The organism is Nonomuraea sp. NPDC049725 (assembly GCF_040674795.1).
Classification (GTDB): Bacteria; Actinomycetota; Actinomycetes; order Streptosporangiales; family Streptosporangiaceae; genus Nonomuraea; species Nonomuraea ceibae.
Map to the genome: position 1 here is coordinate 24,797 of NZ_JBFANJ010000008.1, position 19,528 is coordinate 44,324.

General features: G+C 72.5%; 18 protein-coding genes. 12 read left to right on the forward strand and 6 right to left on the reverse strand.

Annotation, left to right across the window (positions count from 1 at the left end):
* Positions 1-400: 400 nt before the first annotated feature.
* The 6 genes from AB0J53_RS21545 to AB0J53_RS21570 all read left to right on the forward strand — a co-directional run bounded on the left by AB0J53_RS21545 (position 401) and on the right by AB0J53_RS21570 (position 8,342).
* Positions 401-586, forward strand: coding sequence for a hypothetical protein (locus AB0J53_RS21545; protein ID WP_364174884.1), 186 nt, complete (start codon positions 401-403; stop codon positions 584-586).
* A 300-nt stretch (positions 587-886) separates the two neighbouring features.
* Positions 887-3,979 carry a BTAD domain-containing putative transcriptional regulator gene (locus tag AB0J53_RS21550; protein ID WP_364174887.1) on the forward strand — a complete coding sequence of 1,031 codons (3,093 nt, stop codon included), beginning with the start codon at positions 887-889 and terminating at the stop codon, positions 3,977-3,979.
* A 91-nt stretch (positions 3,980-4,070) separates the two neighbouring features.
* Entirely contained in the window at positions 4,071-4,589 is a 519-nt protein-coding gene (locus AB0J53_RS21555; RefSeq protein WP_219507990.1) for a carboxymuconolactone decarboxylase family protein, read from the forward strand.
* 48 nt (positions 4,590-4,637) lie between these two features.
* On the forward strand, positions 4,638-6,083 hold the full coding sequence (argG, locus tag AB0J53_RS21560) for an argininosuccinate synthase (protein WP_364174891.1): 1,446 nt from the start codon (positions 4,638-4,640) through the stop codon (positions 6,081-6,083).
* Between the two features lie 165 nt (positions 6,084-6,248).
* On the forward strand, positions 6,249-7,709 hold the full coding sequence (locus AB0J53_RS21565; protein WP_364174894.1) for a serine/threonine-protein kinase: 1,461 nt from the start codon (positions 6,249-6,251) through the stop codon (positions 7,707-7,709).
* 48 nt (positions 7,710-7,757) lie between these two features.
* The gene (locus tag AB0J53_RS21570) at positions 7,758-8,342 is read left to right on the forward strand and encodes a DUF2254 family protein (protein WP_364174897.1); all 585 of its coding nucleotides are present in this window, start codon (positions 7,758-7,760) and stop codon (positions 8,340-8,342) included.
* Here the strand turns inward: AB0J53_RS21570 and AB0J53_RS21575 are convergent.
* Positions 8,288-8,764 (reverse strand): hypothetical protein, encoded by a 477-nt coding sequence (locus AB0J53_RS21575; protein ID WP_364174900.1) that lies wholly within the window; start codon positions 8,762-8,764, stop codon positions 8,288-8,290. The genes AB0J53_RS21570 and AB0J53_RS21575 overlap by 55 nt on opposite strands.
* 216 nt (positions 8,765-8,980) lie before the next feature.
* Between AB0J53_RS21575 and AB0J53_RS21580 the strand changes: the two genes are divergently transcribed.
* A complete protein-coding gene (locus AB0J53_RS21580; RefSeq protein ID WP_364174903.1) occupies positions 8,981-9,883 on the forward strand; it encodes an LLM class F420-dependent oxidoreductase in 903 nt (300 codons plus the stop codon).
* Here the strand turns inward: AB0J53_RS21580 and AB0J53_RS21585 are convergent.
* Complete coding sequence (locus AB0J53_RS21585) at positions 9,880-10,104, reverse strand: antitoxin (RefSeq protein ID WP_219507999.1); 225 nt, start codon at positions 10,102-10,104, stop codon at positions 9,880-9,882. The genes AB0J53_RS21580 and AB0J53_RS21585 overlap by 4 nt on opposite strands.
* A gap of 197 nt (positions 10,105-10,301) precedes the next feature.
* Here AB0J53_RS21585 and AB0J53_RS21590 point away from each other — a divergent pair, with 197 nt between their 5' ends.
* The 3 genes from AB0J53_RS21590 (at position 10,302) to AB0J53_RS21600 (ending at position 13,660) form a co-directional block, all read left to right on the forward strand.
* The gene (locus tag AB0J53_RS21590) at positions 10,302-11,198 is read left to right on the forward strand and encodes a helix-turn-helix domain-containing protein (protein WP_364174907.1); all 897 of its coding nucleotides are present in this window, start codon (positions 10,302-10,304) and stop codon (positions 11,196-11,198) included.
* A gap of 667 nt (positions 11,199-11,865) precedes the next feature.
* Positions 11,866-12,948, forward strand: coding sequence for a cellulose binding domain-containing protein (locus tag AB0J53_RS21595; protein WP_364174909.1), 1,083 nt, complete (start codon positions 11,866-11,868; stop codon positions 12,946-12,948).
* Positions 12,949-13,156: 208 nt separating this feature from the next.
* Complete coding sequence (locus AB0J53_RS21600; RefSeq protein WP_364174911.1) at positions 13,157-13,660, forward strand: hypothetical protein; 504 nt, start codon at positions 13,157-13,159, stop codon at positions 13,658-13,660.
* Between the two features lie 61 nt (positions 13,661-13,721).
* Here AB0J53_RS21600 and AB0J53_RS21605 read toward each other — a convergent pair whose 3' ends face one another.
* The gene (locus AB0J53_RS21605; RefSeq protein ID WP_364174913.1) at positions 13,722-15,179 is read right to left on the reverse strand and encodes an RICIN domain-containing protein; all 1,458 of its coding nucleotides are present in this window, start codon (positions 15,177-15,179) and stop codon (positions 13,722-13,724) included.
* A gap of 316 nt (positions 15,180-15,495) precedes the next feature.
* Between AB0J53_RS21605 and AB0J53_RS21610 the strand changes: the two genes are divergently transcribed.
* Both AB0J53_RS21610 and AB0J53_RS21615 read left to right on the forward strand, forming a co-directional pair.
* The gene (locus tag AB0J53_RS21610) at positions 15,496-17,217 is read left to right on the forward strand and encodes a hypothetical protein (RefSeq protein ID WP_364174916.1); all 1,722 of its coding nucleotides are present in this window, start codon (positions 15,496-15,498) and stop codon (positions 17,215-17,217) included.
* A 9-nt stretch (positions 17,218-17,226) separates the two neighbouring features.
* Positions 17,227-17,559: a hypothetical protein gene (locus AB0J53_RS21615; protein ID WP_364174919.1), complete on the forward strand. Its 333-nt coding sequence runs from the start codon at positions 17,227-17,229 to the stop codon at positions 17,557-17,559.
* Positions 17,560-17,563: 4 nt separating this feature from the next.
* Here the strand turns inward: AB0J53_RS21615 and AB0J53_RS21620 are convergent, their stop codons facing one another.
* From AB0J53_RS21620 to AB0J53_RS21630, 3 genes are read right to left on the reverse strand one after another with little or no spacing between them, the layout of a single operon-like run.
* Positions 17,564-17,941 (reverse strand): YchJ family metal-binding protein, encoded by a 378-nt coding sequence (locus tag AB0J53_RS21620; protein WP_357591985.1) that lies wholly within the window; start codon positions 17,939-17,941, stop codon positions 17,564-17,566.
* Positions 17,942-17,945: 4 nt separating this feature from the next.
* The gene (locus AB0J53_RS21625) at positions 17,946-18,776 is read right to left on the reverse strand and encodes an NAD-dependent protein deacetylase (protein ID WP_364174923.1); all 831 of its coding nucleotides are present in this window, start codon (positions 18,774-18,776) and stop codon (positions 17,946-17,948) included.
* 36 nt (positions 18,777-18,812) lie between these two features.
* A complete protein-coding gene (locus AB0J53_RS21630) occupies positions 18,813-19,526 on the reverse strand; it encodes a polysaccharide deacetylase family protein (protein ID WP_364174926.1) in 714 nt (237 codons plus the stop codon).
* Between the last annotated feature and the right edge of the window lie 2 nt (positions 19,527-19,528).

A 19,528-nucleotide genomic window follows, 5' to 3' on the forward strand; every position in this document is an offset into this window, starting at 1 on the left:
CGCGGTTCGTCCGCGCCCAGGTGGTCGCCCCCCGGGCCTGTTGGCCACCCGAGTGACCCGCCGCGTGCTCGCGCCACCCGGGCTCGCGACAAGGGTTGCGGCGGCCGCTATCGCCGCGCCTTCGTCGCGCTATCGCCGGATTCCCGCCGCGCTATCGGGCACTTATCGGGGCCCGCGGCGGGCCGGCGGACGCCTTATCGCCGATTGCGGGGTTTTCCCGGGAAGCGTGCCGGGGAATGGCCGTCGACCTGCTCGAATGGCGCGCCGGAAGCGCGCCGATATGGGGTCGATGGTGGCCGGTGCGAGCGTTTGGGCCGAGCGGCGGGGAGAGCGCCGCGACATCCAGACGGAGGTACGCACCATGGGCCGGACCATCGCCACAAGCGCCGCCAGGATCCGCATGTCGATCATCGTTCTCGCGGCGGCCGCAGCCGCTTTCCTGGCCCTGGGTTCGACCGTGCCGGCATACGCGGCGGCCGCGTCCGCCACCGAGCAGGGCCCCGGCGACCCGTGGGGCAGCGCCCCGGCCGGCCCCGGCGACCCCTGGGGCAGCGCGCCCAACGGCCCCGGCGACCCCTGGGGCTGAGCATCCCGGAGCGAGCGGCCGACGACCTCAGGGTCTCGGCCGTTTCGCGGTTTAATGGGGATTACCCTGTGGCCACAAGTGGCCCAGCACTGTAGTCTAACGCACAAATCGGCCGAACTTCACAGATGTGACCATCGCGATAAATGCCCGCCGATCTTGTAATATAGCCAGCACCCCACCAGGCAACCTTGGGGCCATAATCTCGAATATGGTGTCAGCCAAATTCCGCCCTGCACCTTGTCCGGCCGGGGGGCCTGGACGGTTGCCGAAGAGGGCGGCGGCTTCATCAAGGAGATGTGCGTGGAGTTTCGACTACTGGGGGCACTCGAAGCCACCGCCGACGGGAGAAATCTCGAACTGGGCGGCACGCGCCAGCAAATCATCCTGGCCGCGCTGCTTCTGAACGCAGATCGGCCTGTCGCCATGACCCGGCTGATGGAAGCCATCTACGACGACGAACCGCCCGCGACCTCCCGCGCCCAGGTGCAAATCTGCATCTCGGCCCTGCGCCGCGTGTTCGCCGCGCACGGCCGGCCCGACATGATCGTGACCAAGCCGCAGGGATACGCGCTCCTGGCCGAGCCCGGCGAGATCGACGCCCGCGTCTTCGAGACCCTGGTGGCCAGGGCGCGCAAGCTCCGCGACGACCGCAACCCCGAAGAGGCCATCCGCCACTACCGCGAGGCGCTCGGGCTGTGGCGCGGCCCCGCGCTCGACGGCATCGAGAGCCGCCTGCTCCAGGCCATCGCCGGTCAGCTCACCGAGCAGCGCATCACCGCCAACGAGGACTGCATCCAGCTGGAGCTGGAGCTCGGCCGCCACCACGAGCTGGTCGGCGAGCTCACCGGCCTGGTCAGCGTCCACCCGCTGCGCGAGCGCTTCATCGCCCAGCTCATGACCGCCCTCTACCGGTCGGGCCGGCAGGCCGAGTCGCTCCAGGTCTACCGCGACGCCCGCCGCATGATGATCGAAGAGCTGGGGATCGAGCCCAACGAGCGATTACAACAGCTCGAATCGGCCATCCTCACAGCCGACGAGAGCCTCGAAGCGCCCGCGCCGCCCACGCTCGTCACCGTCGAGCCGCGTCCCGGCCCCTCCTCCGTGCCGGGCATGCTGCCCGCCGGCATCGCGGACTTCATCGGGCGCCAGAGCCAGCTCGACGAGATCAAGAAGAGGCTGACGGAGCCGCCCGACGGCGCGGCCCGCTTCGCCGTGCCCATCGTCGCCATCGCCGGCCGGGCCGGGATCGGCAAGACCACGGTCGCGGTGCACACCGCGCACAGCGTGGCCGAGCACTTCCCCGACGGCCAGCTCTACGCCGACCTGCACGGCGGCGTCTCCCGTCCGGTCAGCCCGATGCAGGTGCTCGAACGCTTCCTGCGCGCGCTCGGCGTGTCGGGCACCGCGCTGCCGGAGACGCTGGAGGAGCGGGCCGAGATGTACCGCATGCTCCTGGCCGACCGGCGCATGCTCATCGTGCTCGACGACGCCGCCTCCGAGAGCCAGGTGCTGCCGCTGCTGCCGGGCAACCCCGCCTCGGCCGTCATCGTCACCAGCCGCAGCCGGCTCGGCGCGCTGGCCGGGGCGACCCAGGTGGACGTCAGCCTGTTCGACGCCGCCCAGTCGGTCGACATGCTGTCCAGGATCGCCGGGGCCGACCGGGTGTGGGCCGAGCCCGAGGCCGCCGCCGCGCTGGCCGAGCTGTGCGGCTACCTGCCGCTCGCGCTGCGCATCGCCGGCGCCCGCATGGCCGCGCGCCCGTACTGGGGTGTCGAGCAGCTGGTGGAACGGCTGCGGGACGAGGCCCGCAGGCTGGACGAGCTCATGCACGGCGACATGGGCATCCGGGCCAGCCTGTCGCTGACCTACGAGGGCATCAGCGAGCAGGCGCGCCGCCTGTTCCGGCGGCTGGCGATCCTCGACGCGCACGTCTTCTCCGCCTGGACCGGGGCCGCGCTGCTCGACCAGCCGCTCGCCGACGTGCAGGACCTGCTCGACGACCTGGCCGACGCCCAGCTCGTCGAGGTGCTGGGCACCGGGCGGCACGTCGGCGTGCAGTACCGCTTCCACGACCTCATCCGCGTCTACGCGCGCGAGCGGCTGGCCGCCGAGGAGACGCCGGACATGCGCTCGGAGGCGCTGGCCCGGGTGCTCAGCGCGCTGCTCCACCTGACGCAGGCGGCCCGCCGCCGCGAGTACGGCCCCTCGCCCGGCCCGCACCCGGCGCACGAGATCCCCTCGCCGCTGCCGGAGGAGCTGATCGAACGGCTGGTCGCCAAGCCGATCGCCTGGTTCGAGCGCGAACGTCACGTGCTGCTCGCCGGCATCAGGCAGGCGGCCCAGGCCGGGCTGGTGGAGCTGTGCTGGCGGCTGGCGATGAACGCCGAGACCTTCTTCGAACTGCGCGTCTACCTGGACGACTGGCGCGAGACGCACGAGATCGCCCTGGAGGCGGCCCGTGCGGGAGGCGACCGGCGCGGCCAGGCCGAGATGCTGTACGCCAGGGGCTCGCTGTCGCTGACCGAGCAGCGCTTCGACGACGCCGCCCGCGACTTCGAGGCGGCGCTGGCGCTGTTCGAGGAGGTCGGGGCGGAGCTGCAGATCGCCAAGACGACCCGCAACATCGCCGTGCTGGAGCGGATGAACGGCCGCATGGAGGCGGCGATGGGCCACCTCCAGCACGCCCTGCGGATCTTCTCGGCCATCGGCGACCAGATCGGCGCCGCGCACACGCTGCACAACCTGGCGCAGATCAAGGCCGACTGCGACGACATCGACGGGGCCAAGATGCTGCTGGCCGAGGCCCTGGTGCGCAGCAAGGGCGGCGGCAACCGGCGGGTGACCGCCCAGGTGCTGCACCGGATGGGCCACGTGCACCTGCGGGCGCGCGAGGTGGCCATCGCGGCGGGGGCGTTCGAGGAGTCGCTGGCCGTCGTGCAGGAGATCGGCGACACCATCGGGGAGGCGTTCGCCCTGCACGGGCTGGGCGTGGCCCGGCTGCGGCAGGGCAAGCTGCAGGAGGCCGAGCCGCTGCTGCGCAAGGCGCTCACGGTGGCCAGCAGCTCCCGCCACCGCCTCGCGGAGGCGCACGCGCTGGGCGGCCTCGGCGAGCTGGCGCTGGCGGCGGGCGACCAGGCCGACGCGGCCGGCTGCCTGCAACGGGCGGCGGCGCTGTTCCGCCAGATGCGCACGCCGCTGCTGGAGGCGCGGACGCTGCTCATGCTGAGCAAGGTCGTCGACGCGGACGCGGCGGCGACCGCGCAGGCGCGGGTGCGCGAGCTGATGGATCAGGTCGGTGACCGGGCGGGCGAGTCGCTGCGCGACCCGCTGGCGTCGGCGGCCTTCGAGCCCCGCTCGCCCTACACCGACCCGATGAGCGAGCCGCTGCCCTGACCGGCCCTTTTCCCGCCGGGCCCGCCCGGCGGGAATTTTCCGGCCCGTCATATACCTTAGGGGGGTACGGTATCGAGATCGAGGAGGACGCATGCGACGCCTGACCCCCCTGGAGCCCGCCGAGGCCCCCGGCAAGTCACGGGAACTGCTCGAGGACATCGTCAGCAGGAGAGGCGGCGTGGGCGACATGGTCGCCACCATGGCCCACTCCCCCGCCGCACTCCAGGGCTACCTGGACTTCTCGCGGGCCATGAAGCGCGTGAAGCTGCCCCGCGCGCTCAGCGAGAAGGTCTCGCTGGCCGTCCAGGAGTGGATCGGCTGCGCGTACTGCCTCCAGGCGCACGCGGAGGCGGCGCGGGCGGCCGGGCTGAGCGAGAGCGACATCGCGCTGGCCCGTCAGGGCGCCTCCACCGACGCCCGCGAGACGGCGCTGATCGAGCTCGCGGTCCGCCTGCTGGCCGAGCCCTCGTCGATCACCGACGCCGACGTGGCCGGGCTGCGGGCGCACGGCTGGAGCGACCGGATCATCGCCGAGCTGCCGGCCCTGGTCGCGCTCAACCAGCTCACGGGCACGTTCAACCTGCTCACGGGGCTGGAGCCGGCCACATAGGGGAGGCGCATTGCATGGTCATGCAGAAGTATGTATATACTTCACCTCGTGTCCAAGGTACTCACCTCCCTGCCTGTCGGTGAACGTGTCGGGATCGCCTTCTCCGGCGGCCTCGACACGTCCGTAGCGGTCGCGTGGATGCGCGAGAAGGGCGCCGTCCCCTGCACCTACACCGCCGACATCGGCCAGTACGACGAGCCCGACATCGCCTCGGTGCCCGGCCGCGCGACGGCCTACGGCGCGGAGGTCACCCGGCTCGTCGACTGCCGCGCCGCCCTCGTGGAAGAGGGGCTCGCCGCGCTGACCTGCGGCGCGTTCCACATCCGCTCCGGCGGGCGCGCCTACTTCAACACCACCCCGCTCGGGCGGGCCGTCACCGGCACCCTGCTGGTGCGCGCCATGCTGGAGGACGGCGTGCAGATCTGGGGAGACGGCTCCACCTTCAAGGGCAACGACATCGAGCGGTTCTACCGCTACGGCCTACTCGCCAACCCGGCCCTGCGCATCTACAAGCCGTGGCTCGACGCCGACTTCGTCAGCGAGCTCGGCGGCCGCAAGGAGATGTCGGAGTGGCTGCTCGCGCACGGCCTGCCCTACCGTGACAGCTCCGAGAAGGCCTACTCCACCGACGCCAACATCTGGGGCGCCACACACGAGGCCAAGGCGCTGGAGCACCTCGACGCCGGCATCGAGCTGGTCGACCCGATCATGGGCGTGCGCTTCTGGGACCCGGACGTCGAGATCGCCACCGAGGACGTCACGATCGGCTTCGACCGCGGCCGCCCGGTGACGATCAACGGCAAGGAGTTCCCCACCGCCGTCGACCTGGTGCTGGAGGCCAACGCCATCGGCGGCCGCCACGGCATCGGCATGTCCGACCAGATCGAGAACCGGATCATCGAGGCCAAGAGCCGCGGCGTCTACGAGGCGCCGGGCATGGCGCTGCTGCACATCTGCTACGAGCGCCTGGTCAACGCCATCCACAACGAGGACACCCTCGCCAGCTACCACAACGAGGGCCGCCGCCTGGGCAGGCTCCTGTACGAGGGCCGCTGGCTCGACCCGCAGGCGCTGATGCTGCGCGAGTCGCTGCAGCGGTGGGTCGGCACGGCCGTCACCGGCGAGGTGACGCTGCGGCTGCGGCGCGGCGAGGACTACTCGATCCTCGACACGTCCGGCCCGGCGTTCAGCTACCACCCCGACAAGCTGTCGATGGAGCGCACCGAGGACTCCGCGTTCGGCCCGTCCGACCGCATCGGCCAGCTCACCATGCGCAACCTCGACATCGCCGACTCCCGCGCCAAGCTGGAGCAGTACGCCGGGCTCGGCATGGTCGGCAGCCCGCAGCAGGCGCTGATCGGCGCCGCGCAGCCGGCCCCGACCGAGCTGATCGGCGAGATGCCCGAGGGCGGCGCCGAAGTGATCGCCTCCCGGGGCGAGGTGCCCGACGACGAGCTGCTCGACAACGCCGCGATGGAGTTCGGCACCGACTGACACCCTGTTTGACCCGGTGTCGGGTCCGATTGATCGAAAGCCCGCGCATCTGTCCCGCTCGCCCCTAATATCGTGCCTGTCCGCAGGAGCCAGAGATCGGCTGGAGGCACGGATGGCAGGGGCGAGCGCGAGCGCAGGAGTCCGGGGCCGGCCGCGTCGGCCGTGGTGACGCCGCTCGCCGGCCGCTATCGGCTGCTGGCCCCGATCGGGCAGGGCGGCATGGGCACCGTCTGGCGGGCCGAGGACGAGCTCCTCCAGCAGGAGGTCGCCGTCAAGGAGATCCGGCTGCCGCCCGGCCTCGGCGAGAGCGAGCGGGCCGAGCTGACCGAGCGCACGCTGCGCGAGGCGCGGGCCGCCGCCCGGCTGCGCTCCCACCCGTCGATCGTCACCGTCCACGACGTCGTCCTCGACGGCGGGCTGCCGTGGATCGTCATGGAGTTCGTCCGGGGCCGCTCCCTGGAACAGGTGGTCCGCGAGCGCGGGCCGCTGCCGCCCGGCCGCGTCGCCGCGATCGGCCTGCGGATGCTCGACGCGCTCGGCGCCGCGCACGCCTCGGGCGTGCTGCACCGCGACGTCAAGCCCGCCAACGTGCTGCTCACCGACGACGGCCGGGTGCTGCTGACCGACTTCGGCATCGCCACCGTCGCCGGGAACGAGGCGATCACCCAGGGCGGCATGCTGTCCGGCTCGCCCGGCTACATCGCGCCCGAGCGGCTGCGCGGCGAGCCCGACGGCCCGCACTCCGACCTGTGGTCGCTGGGCGCGACGCTGTTCACCGCCGTGGAGGGCGTCGCCCCGTTCGCCCGCGCCAGCCCGGCGGCCGCGATCGCGGCGGCGCTGACGCAGGAGCCCGCCCCGGTCCGGCGGGCCGGCCCGATGGCGCCCGTGCTCGCCGCCCTCCTGGACAAGGACCCGGCCCGCCGCTGCTCCCCCGCCCAGGCGGCGGCCGCGATGGAAGGGGTCGCCCGCGAGGCCGGCGTCCTGGACGACGACCGCACCGCGCCCGGCCGGCTGCGCCGCCGCCGTGCGCCGATCGTGCTGGGCGCGCTGCTTGCCGTCGGGCTGACGGCCGCGGCGGTGGCCGTCGTGCTGCCGAAGGTGTTCCCGTACACCGCCCCCGTGATCAGGCCGTTCTCGCCCGTGACGGCGCTGCCGTCCGCCTCCGGCACGGCGAAGCTGTTCACGAACGCCTTCGAGGCGTGCGACCTGCTGACCGCCGCCCAGGCGCGCAAGGTGTTCGGCGGACCGGCCAAGGAGCAGTTCTTCAGCGAGTATCACTGCCGCTGGACCGGCCCGGACAACGCCACCATGGTCGTGATGGCGTACCTGACGCCGAGCGTCTGGGGCGCGGAGAACTTCCACGACCTCCAGGTCAAGAACATGAAGCAGGAGCCAAGGCGCACCCCCGGCACCAAGGTCCGCGCCGGCCCGGACATCGGCGACGAGGCGTTCAGCTTCACCCAGCGCAGCCCGTTCTCCTTCATGCGCAAGCAGTACACCTCGGAGGTCTCCTTCCGCATGACGAACGTCGCCGTCGGCATCAAGCTCACCGGCGCCCGGCCCGGCTTCGCCGACCTCGACCGGGCCGCCGCCTACGTCGTGGCGGCCGTCGAGAAGCGGCGCTGAACCGGCACCGCCATCCCGACGGACGCGGCGGTCGAGCTGCTCACCCAGGTGGCCCGAAACGCCTCCGTCTACACGCCGATCGTCTTCGACCAGTTCCTGCGGCGGCGCGGCAACCAGGTCACGTTCGGCTTCTTCCTCGGGCTGTCGCTGTACACGTTCCTGCTGCCGGCCGCGGCCCGGCCGGACAACCCGCTGGCGTTCGGGGCGGTGTTCCTGCCGGTGTTCACCATGGTCGCGCTCGTCATGCTGGTGACGCTGATCTACGGCACCATCGACCAGATGCGGCCCACCAGCGTGCTGCCCTACATCCGCGACGCCGCCCCGCACGCCCGCTACCAGCGCCGCGCCCTCGTCGCCAGGACCCGGGCCGCGCCGACGCTGCCCGCCGAGCCCGCCACCGAGGTGCGCCGACGCGTTCGGCTTCGTCGCCGACATCAGGATGGCCGAGCTGGAGCCGGTGCTGCGCGAGCTCGGCGGCGAGGTGGAGATCGTCCTCCAGGGCCCGGTCGGCACCTACGTGTCGGCGGGCGACGTGCTCGGCCCCGGGAGGCGGTGCGGCGCGGGCTGGGCGGGAGCCGCTACTGGGGAGTGAACTCGGCCTGCCACACGCCCTCGGCGTCGACGTCGAGGTAGTACTCCCCGGCGAAGCCGTAGATGTTCGTGTCGATCCGGCCCTTGCTCTTGATGACGTTGGCGATCGAGCCGTCCACCGGCTGCGCGCCGCCGACGGCCTCGACGGACATGATGAAGTTCGTCGGGCCGTACTGCGAGGAGTTGCCGGAGTAGGTGACCTTGACCTCGTAGTCGCCGTACAGCTCGAACTTCCTGGTGTTCTTGTTGCCCTTGCCCTTCACCGTGACGGGGTTGCCGGCGCGGGCCGGGGTCGCCGTGGCGATGGGCTCCTCGTCGGGCATCTCGTCGATCACGATCGGCGTGGCGCTGACCGCGGGGGGAGTGTTCTCGGGGGCGGCGGCCGGGGCCGGTCCGGCGGCGCCGCAGGCGCCGGCCCCGGAGATCAGCACGAGGCTGACCAGGGCAGGGACGATCTTGTGCAAGGTGTTCCTCAAGTGATGGGACGACCGCTATGCGGCATATGTCCATTGGTGCGACACATTGAACCATGTGCGATGTGTATCCCGCGACCGTGGATTCGGGCTCCGGCCAGGTGCGACGCGGGGCGTGAGAGAATAGGAGGACGACGCCCTCTCGGCCTCGGGTCCAGGACCCAGGTGGGAGGGTTTTTTCATGCCCGGAATCGGAGGAACCCCGCGATGAGACTCGGTCTGACTTGCCCTCGTTTCACCTGGCCCGGCGGTGACTCCGCGATCGCCGGCCGGTTCGCCGACGTGGCGCGCGGCGCGGACGAGGCGGGACTGCACAGCCTGTGGGTGATGGACCACCTGTTCCAGATCCCCAACTTCGGCGGCGTCGGCGAGCCGATGCTGGAGGCGTACGGCGCGCTCTCCTACGCCGCCGCGCTGACCCGCCGCGTCACGCTGGGCGCGCTCGTCACCGGGGCGCCGTACCGGGCGCCGGGATTCCTGGTGAAGCAGGTCAGCACGCTGGACGCGCTGTCCGGCGGGCGGGCGGTGCTCGGCATCGGCGCGGGCTGGTTCGAAGAGGAGGCGCGCGGGCTCGGGCTGCCGTTCCCGCCGGTGGCCGAGCGGTTCGAGCGGCTGGAGGAGACGCTGCGGATCGCGCGCCGGATGTTCGCCGGTGACCAGGAGCCGTTCGAGGGACGCCACTACCGGCTGGAGCGGCCGGTCAACGCACCCGCGGCGCGGCCGCGCATCCTCATCGGGGGCAGCGGCGAGCGCAAGACGCTGCGGCTCGTCGCCGAGTACGCCGATGCCTGCAACTTCCTGTACGGCGCGGACGTGCCGCACAAGCTGGCCGTGCTGCGCGCCCACTGCGAACGCGCGGGCAGGCCGTACGAGGAGATCGAGAAGACCCTCCACCTGCGCGTGCCCGGCGACGCGAGCGTGGACGAGACCGTGCAGCAGTGCGGCGAGCTGGCCGAGCAGGGCATCGAGCACGTGATCGCCGCCCTGCCGGACGCCGCCGACGAGGCCGGGCTGGCGCTGCTGGGCGAGGTGGCGCGGCAGGTCGCCGGCATCGGGCCGGCGACCGTCACCACGCCGGGCCGCCCCGCGAACGCCCCCGGGCAGGTCTAGGGCCGGTCCTCCGGCCTGGCCGGCCGCTGCGGCTCGGCCGTCCCGCCCCCGCCGTAGCGGCGCTGGACCTCGTCCACGCCCCTGCCGATCTGCTCGTCGTACTTGTGCCCGGTGCGCTTCTTGGCCATCTCCTCGGCCTTGTCGACCGCCTTGTCGACGTGCTTGGAGTGCTTCCTGGCCAGGTTCTCGGCCTTCCTGACCCAGTCTCCGATGCCGCTCATGAAAGCCTCCCCCTTCGTCTCGCCCGCTCCCCTACCCGGCGCGGGCGGCGGCGAACGCGACCCCGCTCCCCTACCCGGAGGGGCGGCGGGGAACGCGACCCCGCCCCTCCTACCCGGGGGACGGCGGCGAACGCGACATCAAGATCGATTGGCTACCGTACGGAGTACAGCGGCAGGCGACCTGATCGGGGGGCGACGTGCTCGACGGAATGCTGACCAGGAGGCCCGACGGCGACCCCGGCTTCGAGGCCGTGGGCAGCGAGGTCGAGCTGGGCGCGCTGCGGGTGGAGAAGAAGGCGTTCACGCCCCTGCGGCTGACGCGGGTCGCCGACTCCTCCGCCCACGGCGCCTACCAGCTCCTGCTCCCGTTACGCGGCACGATGCACGCCGCCTGGGACGACCGGCGGCTCACCACCGGCGTCGGCGACCTGCTCGTGCACGACGTCACCCGCATCACCACGGCCCGCTTCGAGGCCGCTCCCGGGACCGGCACCTTCCAGACCGCCGCCGTCACCATCCCCAAAGCGCTCATCCCGCTGCCGGACGAGCACGTCGACCGCGTGCTCGGCCGCCGCATCCCGGCCCGCGACGGGCTCGGCGCCCTCCTGGCCGACTTCGTCACGAACGTCGCCGACACCGCCGCCTCCTGCACGCCCGCCGACCGGCCGCGCATCGGGATGGCGCTGCTCGACCTCGTGTCGGCGCTGCTCGCCTCCACGCTCGAAGGCGACGGCGGGCCCGCCCCGCACGCACACCGCCATGCGCTCACCCTGCGCATCCAGGCGTCCGTCCTGCGGCGCCTCGGCGAGCCCGGCCTGTCCCCCGGCGCGCTGGCCGCCGCCCACCACATCTCCGTCAGCTACCTGCACCGCCTCTTCCAGGAGCAGGGCACCACGGTCGTCGCCTGGATCAGGTCCCAGCGCCTCGAACGCGCCCGCCGCGACCTGGCCGACCCGGCGCTGCGCCACGTCCCCATCCACGGCATCGCCGCCCGGTGGGGGTTCTCGCACGCCGCCGACTTCAGCCGCGCCTTCCGGCGCGCGTACGGCGCCTCCCCTCGCGACTTCCGCCACGGGGCGCCGCTCACGACCTGAGCCTCCACCCCGTCCTCGTACGGCTTCCGGTCCCCGGCGAGGCGTTCAACACCCCCAGCACCTGGCGGCACTGACCCCTCCAGAGGAACCACCCCACCCTGACAGGCCCGCCCCTCAACGGCCCGCCGCTCTCAGGGGGCTGATGCCCTCAGGGGCTGGCCCCTTCAGTGGCCGCCAACGACCTCCCACCACGGGACCCCCGCAACGGGAGGCCCCTCCCTGCGGCTGGCCCCAGGCGGGGCTGTCCCATTGGGGGCTGTCCCATTGGGGGGCTGACCCCGCAGGGCTGCCCCTCCGGAGGGAGCTGCCCCACCCGAGACGCCAGGGCCCCCCTTCCGGAGGGGTCACCGACTTCCCCGGCGGACGGTCCCTCGCCCAGGGTGGCCCCTCCCGGAGCGGGCGGGCTTCGGGGGCGGGCTTCGGGGGCGGGCTTCGGGGGCGGGTTTCGGGGGCGGGCTTCGGGGGCGGGCTTCGGCGGGCTGGCTTCGCTTCGGGGGGCTGGCTTCGGGGGGCTGGTGAAAGTTGCAGGGTGTTCGGGGGCGGCGGTGCAGGTCGGGGGTGGGACCGGGGTGGGGTGGGTTCCGGACGGGCGGGGGGTTTCTTACGATCTGCGCAGGCGACGGACGGGAGCGGTCGGATGGCGGGGACCCGGGCTTGGCTGGCGAGCATGGCGGCGATGCTGGTGCTGACCGCGGGGGCGGTGTTCGCGATGGCCACGCCGGCGAGCGCGGCGCCCGTGCGGGTCATGCCGCTGGGCGACTCGATCACGGGGTCGCCGGGCTGCTGGCGGGCGCTGCTGTGGAACAGGTTGCAGGAGGCCGGGCACACGAACGTGGACTTCGTCGGCACGCTACCCGCCCAGGGGTGCGGGGTCCCGTACGACGGTGACAACGAGGGGCACGGCGGCGCGCTGGTGACCACGGTGGCGAACCAGAACCAGCTCGTGGGCTGGCTGGCCGCGAGCTCCCCGGACGTGGTGCTCATGCACTTCGGCACCAACGACGTGTGGAGCAACGTGCCCACGGCGACGATCCTGGCCGCCTACACCAAGCTGGTGGGGCAGATGCGGGCGAGCAATCCGGCCATGCGGATCCTCGTCGCGCAGATCATCCCGATGGCGCCGGCGACCTGCGCGGAGTGCGGCGCGCGGGCGGTGGCGCTCAACGACGCGATCCCGGCGTGGGCGGCGGCGACCAGTACGGCGCAGTCGCCGGTGGTGGTCGTGGACCAGTGGACGGGCTTCGGGACCGCCGGTGACACCTACGACGGGGTGCACCCGAACGCGGCGGGCGACCGGAAGATCGCCGACCGGTGGTATCCGGCGCTGGTGGAGGCGCTGTCGGGCACGCCGACAGCGAGCCCCACCGCGACCCCGACCGTGAGCCCGACCGCGACCCCCACCGTGAGCCCGACCGCGACCCCGACGGTGACGTCCACGTTCCCGCCCGCGGGCTGCTCGGCCGTGTTCCGGAACGCGGGCCAGTGGCAGGGCGGCTTCCAGGGCGAGGTCACCGTCTCGAACACGGGCGTCACGGCGCTGAACGGGTGGACGGTGCGCTGGACGTTCGCCGACGGGCAGCGCATCAGCCAGCTCTGGAACGGCGAGCCGAGCGCCGACGGCGCGGCCGTGACGGTGCGGAACGCGTCCTGGAACGGCGCGATCCCGCGCGGCGGGTCGGCGACGTTCGGTTTCGTCGCCTCGTGGACGGGCGCGAACACGCCGCCGTCCGTGACGTGCGCGGCCGGTTGACGCGGACGGTGAATTCCTGCCGCCAATAAATAACGAAATAGCGGAAATACCGGTCGTTCAATTTTCAACGTTGCCCAATCGTGACTGGACGGCCTCGGCGGACTCCGGCACACGTTCGTCAGAACGGAGAACAACGAGCTCTGACGAGCGGCCCGACCAAGAGAAGCCGAGGCACCGTCCCATGCCGGACAACGGGAGAAGCACCCGCGTGAGGAAGATCGTCACCACGCTCCTGGCCGCCGGCGCGCTCGTCTACCTGACCGCCACGATCACCCTGCGCGGCCTGGCCGCCACCGCCGAGGCGGCCGGGATCATCGGCGGGTTCTCGCTCGTCCTCACCACGCTCGGCGTGCTGCGGCAGCGCGCCGAGCCGCCGGCGCCCCGGCCGTGCCGGGGTGACGCGGCGGGGCTCGGCTACTTCCCCGGCCTGGGCGGCCACACCCTGGAGGCCGCCCAGGGCTCGTCCTGCTCCGGGGCCAGGCCCGCGTGGCCTGTCCTCCCGCTGGGATGGCTCGTCCTCGACGCCGACGGCGGCCGTCCGATGCTGGGCGGGGCGATCCGCGAGCTCCGGGAGCTGTGCGACGGGCTCGGCGGGCGGCTGCCGGAGGGGATGGTGCTCGTGCTGTTCGCACTTCCCGGCGGGCACGCGCCGCCCGGCCGGCTCGTGCTGACGTTCGGCATCGGGCTGGCCCCCGCGCCGTGCGGCCCGTGAACAGCCGCAGCGCGGCGCCCGTGGCGGGCGCCGCGCTACGTGTCCGGTGCGGAAGATCCGGTCAGACGGAGATCCTGCCCGCCCCGGCGCCCGCGCTCACGATGGACTTGACGCTGGAGGCCGGGTCGAGCGTGTACGCGTACGGGACGGAACGGACGCTGCCGCCGGTCTGGCCCGTGCCGGAGTTGACGAAGTGATTGTTCCTGGCGACCAGGCTGCCCGGGCCGGAGCTGCCCTCACCGAGGTGGAACGGGTCCTCGGTGTTCTCGAAGTAGTTGCCCTCGACCAGCACTCCGGCGCCCTCGGTGGAGGCCACGCCGTAGCCGCCGACGTTCGAGTACAGGTTGTTGTAGACGTGCACCGGGTTGCCGAAGCGCACGCGCGGGTGCCGCTGGTTGCTGCCGTCGAACCAGTTGTGGTGGTACGTCACCCGCAGGCGCCCGCTGTCCTCGGAGCCGTTGCCGTCGCTGTGGCCGAGCAGCATCGACTTGTCGTGGTCGAAGACGCGGTTCCAGGAGATCGTGACGTAGTCGCTGGCCCGTTTGACGTCCACGGCGCCGTCGTAGCCGTCGCTGAAGGAGTTGTGGTCGATCCACACCCGGGTCGAGTACTGGACGTTGATCGCGTCGTCGCCCCAGCCGCGGAAGTTCAGGTTGCGGATGACGACGTTGGACGCCTCGGAGACGTTGAGCCCGCAGCCGCTGATCGTCGCGCCGGAGTTGCCCAGCAGCGACTTGTTGGAGCCGACGCGGATCATGCCGGAGCAGGAGATGGTGCCGGACACCCGGACCACCGCCGCGTTCGTCCCCGACAGGGCACTGGCCAGCGCGGAGGCGCTGGAGACGGTGACGGGCGAGGCGCCGCCGCCGCCCGTGGTGCCGCCGCCCTGGGTGGCCCAGCCGACCAGCCCGTCCGCGTTGCCCGGCGGATCGGTGGGCGGGTCGGTCGGCGGGTCCGTCGGCGGGTCCGTCGGGGTGGAGCCTGCGGGGACGAGCCGCCACTGCTTGGTCGCCACCGAGTCGCACGAGTTGGTCTGCACGAGCGCGCCGGAGGCGGTCGAGTTGTCCCTGATGTTGAGGCACTTGCCGCCGTTGGCGTTGACGATCCGGTAGGCGGTGCCGGCCTCGGTGACGTTCCACCGCTGGGAGGCCGCGCCCGTGCAGCTCTCCTGCTGGACGGCCTTGCCCGCGGAGGTACTGGCGTCCTCGACGCCGGCGCACCTGCCGCTGTGGGCGGATTTGAGCTGGAAGCCGCCGCCGTCGGCGACGAGGTTCCAGGTCTGGGCCGCGCCGCCGCAGCCGGTCTGCGTGAGCTGGACGCCGTCGGACGAGCTGCCGCCGGGCACGGTCAGGCACAGGCCGCTGCCGTTGTTGACGACGGTGTACGCGCCGGGCGCGGGCGCCGCTGCCGCCGCCGAGGTGGCGGCGATGGCCACCACCGCCGTCCCGGCCACCGCCAGCGCCGCCGCCAGTGCCGCCGCCGTGGCGGCGCTCGTCCTGCCGTTGCTGATCTGTCGCATGCTGAGCTCCTTGCCGGCCTCGGGCGGGCCAGGTCCGGCCCGCCCTCCTGTCCCCCAGCGAGTACTCGTTCACATATCTGAATGGCATACGTATGCGCGACAGCCTCAATGTAGGTAAGCGCTTTCCTAGCGTCAACCGGCCGTGAAAGTTTCACCCTGGAATAAGCGTGTGACGCAACTTAACCCCTTAAGGGGGATTTATCGCCATAAAGCGGGATTCGGTGTTTCGGTGCGCGACTATTCGATAACAACCCATCCGGGAAAGGGCTGTCCACCTATATGGTCCTCGCGCTCGTACATTCACAGGGAGAGCCCCATGGACCTGAGCCACGCCCCGGCGGAACCCCAGCTCACACCCCCCACGGCGATGAGCGCCCCCCGGATGAGCAACACCACCCGCTACCTGTGCGGCGGCGCGTACCTGGACAGCGATTTCCGGGACAAAGTGCTGAACGAATTGCTTGACGACCCTTTCAGGGCGGTTCCGCCGTCCTATGGGGGATGCGACCTGCTGCCGATCATCCATCACGCGCGCCGCTCCCGCTCCCTGCTCGTCGTCCGCGACGGGCTGATCACCGCCATCCTGCTCCTCGGGCTCGTGGTGACGCCGACGAGCGTCATCAGCTGGCTGTCGTTCCTGTTGCCGCTCGTGCTGCTCACGCTGGAACGGGTGCGGCGCGGGCCGATGCTGGTGCGCGGGCTGCTGTGGTTCTGGGCCTTCGGCGGCTACGTGATCCTGTTCTTCGTCTACGCGCTGCTGCTGGCCGCCACGGGCTTCGGCACCTTCGTGACGGCCGGCTCGGTGCTCGTGTACGCGTTCCTCCAGAACGCCGGCCAGCTCCTGGTGCCGCTGGCCACGCTCGGCGTCGCGGTCCTCTACCGGATCATCGTCTACACGACGCTCGCCGGCACGCTCAAGCCCGGCGCTCCCCCGCCCGAGCCCGGCCCGGACCAGCCCGGGACCGCCGACCGCCTCGCCTACGTCGCCCGCGCCCAGACGGGCAACGTCACCATGTACGCCAACGAGGACGCGTTCATGGGCGCCGGCGGCATCGAACGGAGCTGGTCCATCGCCGTCGAGCTGGACCGGGTGCGCACCGTCGGCGAGACCGGCCGGGGCACCGAGCGCCGCGAGCGGCCCGTCGACATCGACCCGGCCGAGCTGCACGCCTTCGTCCGCGCCCGGCTCACCGAGATGCGCGACCAGGTGCTGCGCCCCAACGAGGGCATCCGGCGGCTCGACATCGGCGACCACGTGGTGGCCCGCGGCATCTACAGGGTCACCGACTGGCCGGGCGCCCACCCGCTGATCGGCCAGGACGGGCGGCCCCGCCACCACGCCACGCCCGAGGAGATCGCCGCCATCAGCCGCCACCCGCAGGGCGGCGTCCGCTACTACCAGCGCGTCACGATCGCGCACGAGGGCCAGGAGATCCGCGACACGGCGGGCCGCCTGGTCGCCCCGGCGGAGGACCAGGAGGCCGTCACCTCGGCGTTCATCTATCTGGCGGTCGAGGGTCGCATGCTCTACACCCAGTTCGTGGTGACCGCGCTGCCGCCGGCCAAGGAGGCGTACCACGTGGTCGACCGGCTGCCGGACATGCCGGGATGGCGGATCGCGTGGGAGTCGGTGCGGGCGCTGAAGCTGCTCCTGCTGCGCGACGTCCTGGCCGCGCCCGTGCGGCTGACGCGCACCGCCGTACGGGCCGTCCGCCAGCAGTTCGTCACGCTCGATCCGTCCCGGCACGTCGTCTACCCGTACGGGGCCCGGCTCAGCGTGCGCGAGCTCGGCGCGAGCCACGGGATGCAGACCTACCTCCAGCTGCTCGACACCGCCAAGTACGTCAAGCTGATCGAGCACCGGCTCACCGAGGCCGTGCTCGACTACCTGGAGGACAAGGAGATCGAGACCGGCACGTACCGGATGCAGGCGGCCAACGTCATGATGAACATGTCGGTGCGCGACAGCGTCGTCAACGGCCCGATCGCGATGGGCACGCGGGCGTCGGCGTCGTCCCACCACCACACCCAGGGCTGAGAGGCGGTCATGGCAGACCAGTACGGCATCCGCATCGACGGGGGCACGGTCAACGGCCCGATCGCGGTGGGCCCGAACGCCCGCGCCACCGTCAACCACGGCGGCTCGGGCGAGGCGAGCCTGCTGCTGGACCGGCTCGACCGGCTGCTGGCCGAGCACGAGGCGGAGCTGGCCGAGCCCGCCCGGGCGCGCCGTGACGCCGCCGACGTCCGGCAGGAGCTGGCGGAGGCGGAGCCGGACCGGGGCCGTGTCCTCGACGCGCTGCGGCGGCTCTCGGTGCGGGCCGCCGAGGTGACGGCCATCGTCGAGGTCGTGGCGCAGATCCAGGCGCTGTTCGCCTGATCGGTCACCGGCTGTCGAGCGCGCCCTCGTACACCCACCGGCCGTCCACCCGGACGAACCTGCTGTGCTCCTCCATCGCGCCCGCCCGGCCCCGCTCCCGGTAGTGGGCCCGGAACCGCACGGTGCCCTCGGTGTGCACGACGCTCCCGCCGGTGGTCTCCAGGATCTCCAGCCCGGTCCACCGCACCCGCCGGTCGAGCCCCACGCCGGCCGGCCGGGTCGCCGGATGCCAGGTGCGCAGCAGGTAGCCCTCGTCACCCACGGCGAACGCGCTGAACCGCGACCGCATCAGCGACTCCGCCGTGGGCGCCGCGCCCTCCCCCCGGTGGAGGCGTCCGCAGCAGTCGCGGTAGGGGGCGGCCAGCCCGCAGTGACATCCCATCCCCCTATTGTGCCGGGACGAGCCTGCCGGTCAGGTCGGTGAGCGTGGGGCCGAGCGGGGCGTCGAGGGTGAGCAGGGCGTCGGCGTCGCCGCCGGTCGGGCCCTGATTGACGATGGCGATGGGGATGCCGAGCTCCGCGGCCTTGGTGACGAAGCGCAGGCCCGAGCGCACCTTCAGGGACGAGCCGAGCACGAGCAGGGCGCGGGCGGCGGCCACGAGGGCCGAGCACTCGTCCACGCGGACCCGGGGCACGTTCTCGCCGAAGAAGATCACGTCGGGCTTGAGGACGCCGCCGCAGGCCAGGCAGGGCACCAGGCGGAAGCTCTGCTCCTGCTCGGCGGTCAGCTCGGCGTCGCCGTCGGGGTTGATGCGGCCCTCGGCGTCCCAGCCGGGGTTGGCCGCGCGCAGGCGGGCGTCGAGGTCGAGACGCGGGGTGCGTTCGCGGCACGACAGGCAGACCACCCGGTCCAGGCCGCCGTGCAGCTCGATCACCCGGCGGGCGCCGGCGGCCTGGTGCAGGCCGTCGACGTTCTGGGTGACGACGCCCGCGACCAGGCCGCGCCGTTCGAGCTCGGCGACCGCCCGGTGGCCGTCGTTGGGGCGGGCGGCCTCGATCTGCCGCCAGCCGACGTGGCTGCGCGCCCAGTAGCGGCGGCGGGCCGCCTCGCTGCCGACGAACTGCTGGTAGGTCATCGGGTCGGCCTTGCGGGCGCGGCCCGTCGGGCCCCGGTAGTCGGGGATGCCGGACTCGGTGGACAGGCCCGCCCCGCTGAGCACCACCACCCCGCCGTCGCCGACCAGCTCCGCCAGCGACCTTCTCGCGCTCTCGCTCACCCTTCCATGGTGCCCGAAAGCGTCAAACCGGCCGCGTCACCGGGGATCGGCGAGCAGTTCGGCGACCGTGACGAACCGGTAGCCGTCGGCGCGCAGCCCTCTCACCACGCCGGCGATGGCCGCGCGGGTCTCGCGCCCGCTCCCGTACCAGGGGTGGAGCAGGATGATCGAGCCCGGCCTGACCTGCTCGCGGACCAGGGCGACGATCTCGGCGGCGGCGGGGGTGGCGCCGGAGTCGGGCTCCACGTCCCACATGACGGTGACGCGGTCGTGCCCGGCCAGGTAGAGCGGCAGCGTGAGCAGCTTCTTGCCGGTCGGCGGCCGGAACGGGATGTCGCCCCGCTCCCCCGCCTGCCGGATGAGCGCGTCGGTCGGCTCGATCTCCGCCTCGACCGTGGAGGGCGGCACGAAGACCATCCGCCGGTGCGTGAACGTGTGGTTGCCGAGCTGGTACCCGGCCGCGACGAGCGCCTTCCCGTGCTGCGGCCACGCGCGCAGCTGCGACCCGACGACGAAGAACGTGGCGCGTGCCTTCTCGGCGGCGAGCACGTCGATGATCTCCTGGGTGTGCTCGTCGGGCCCGTCGTCGAACGTCAGCGCCACGACCTTCTCGCCCGTCTCGACCCGGTCCACCAGGCGTCCGGCCAGCTGGAACGTCCGCGCGTTCATGACCAGGTAGCCGCTCACGGCGACGAGCACCAGCAGCGCTACGGCGACCGCCAGCGCCTTGCGGGTCCGGGATGCGTTCATGA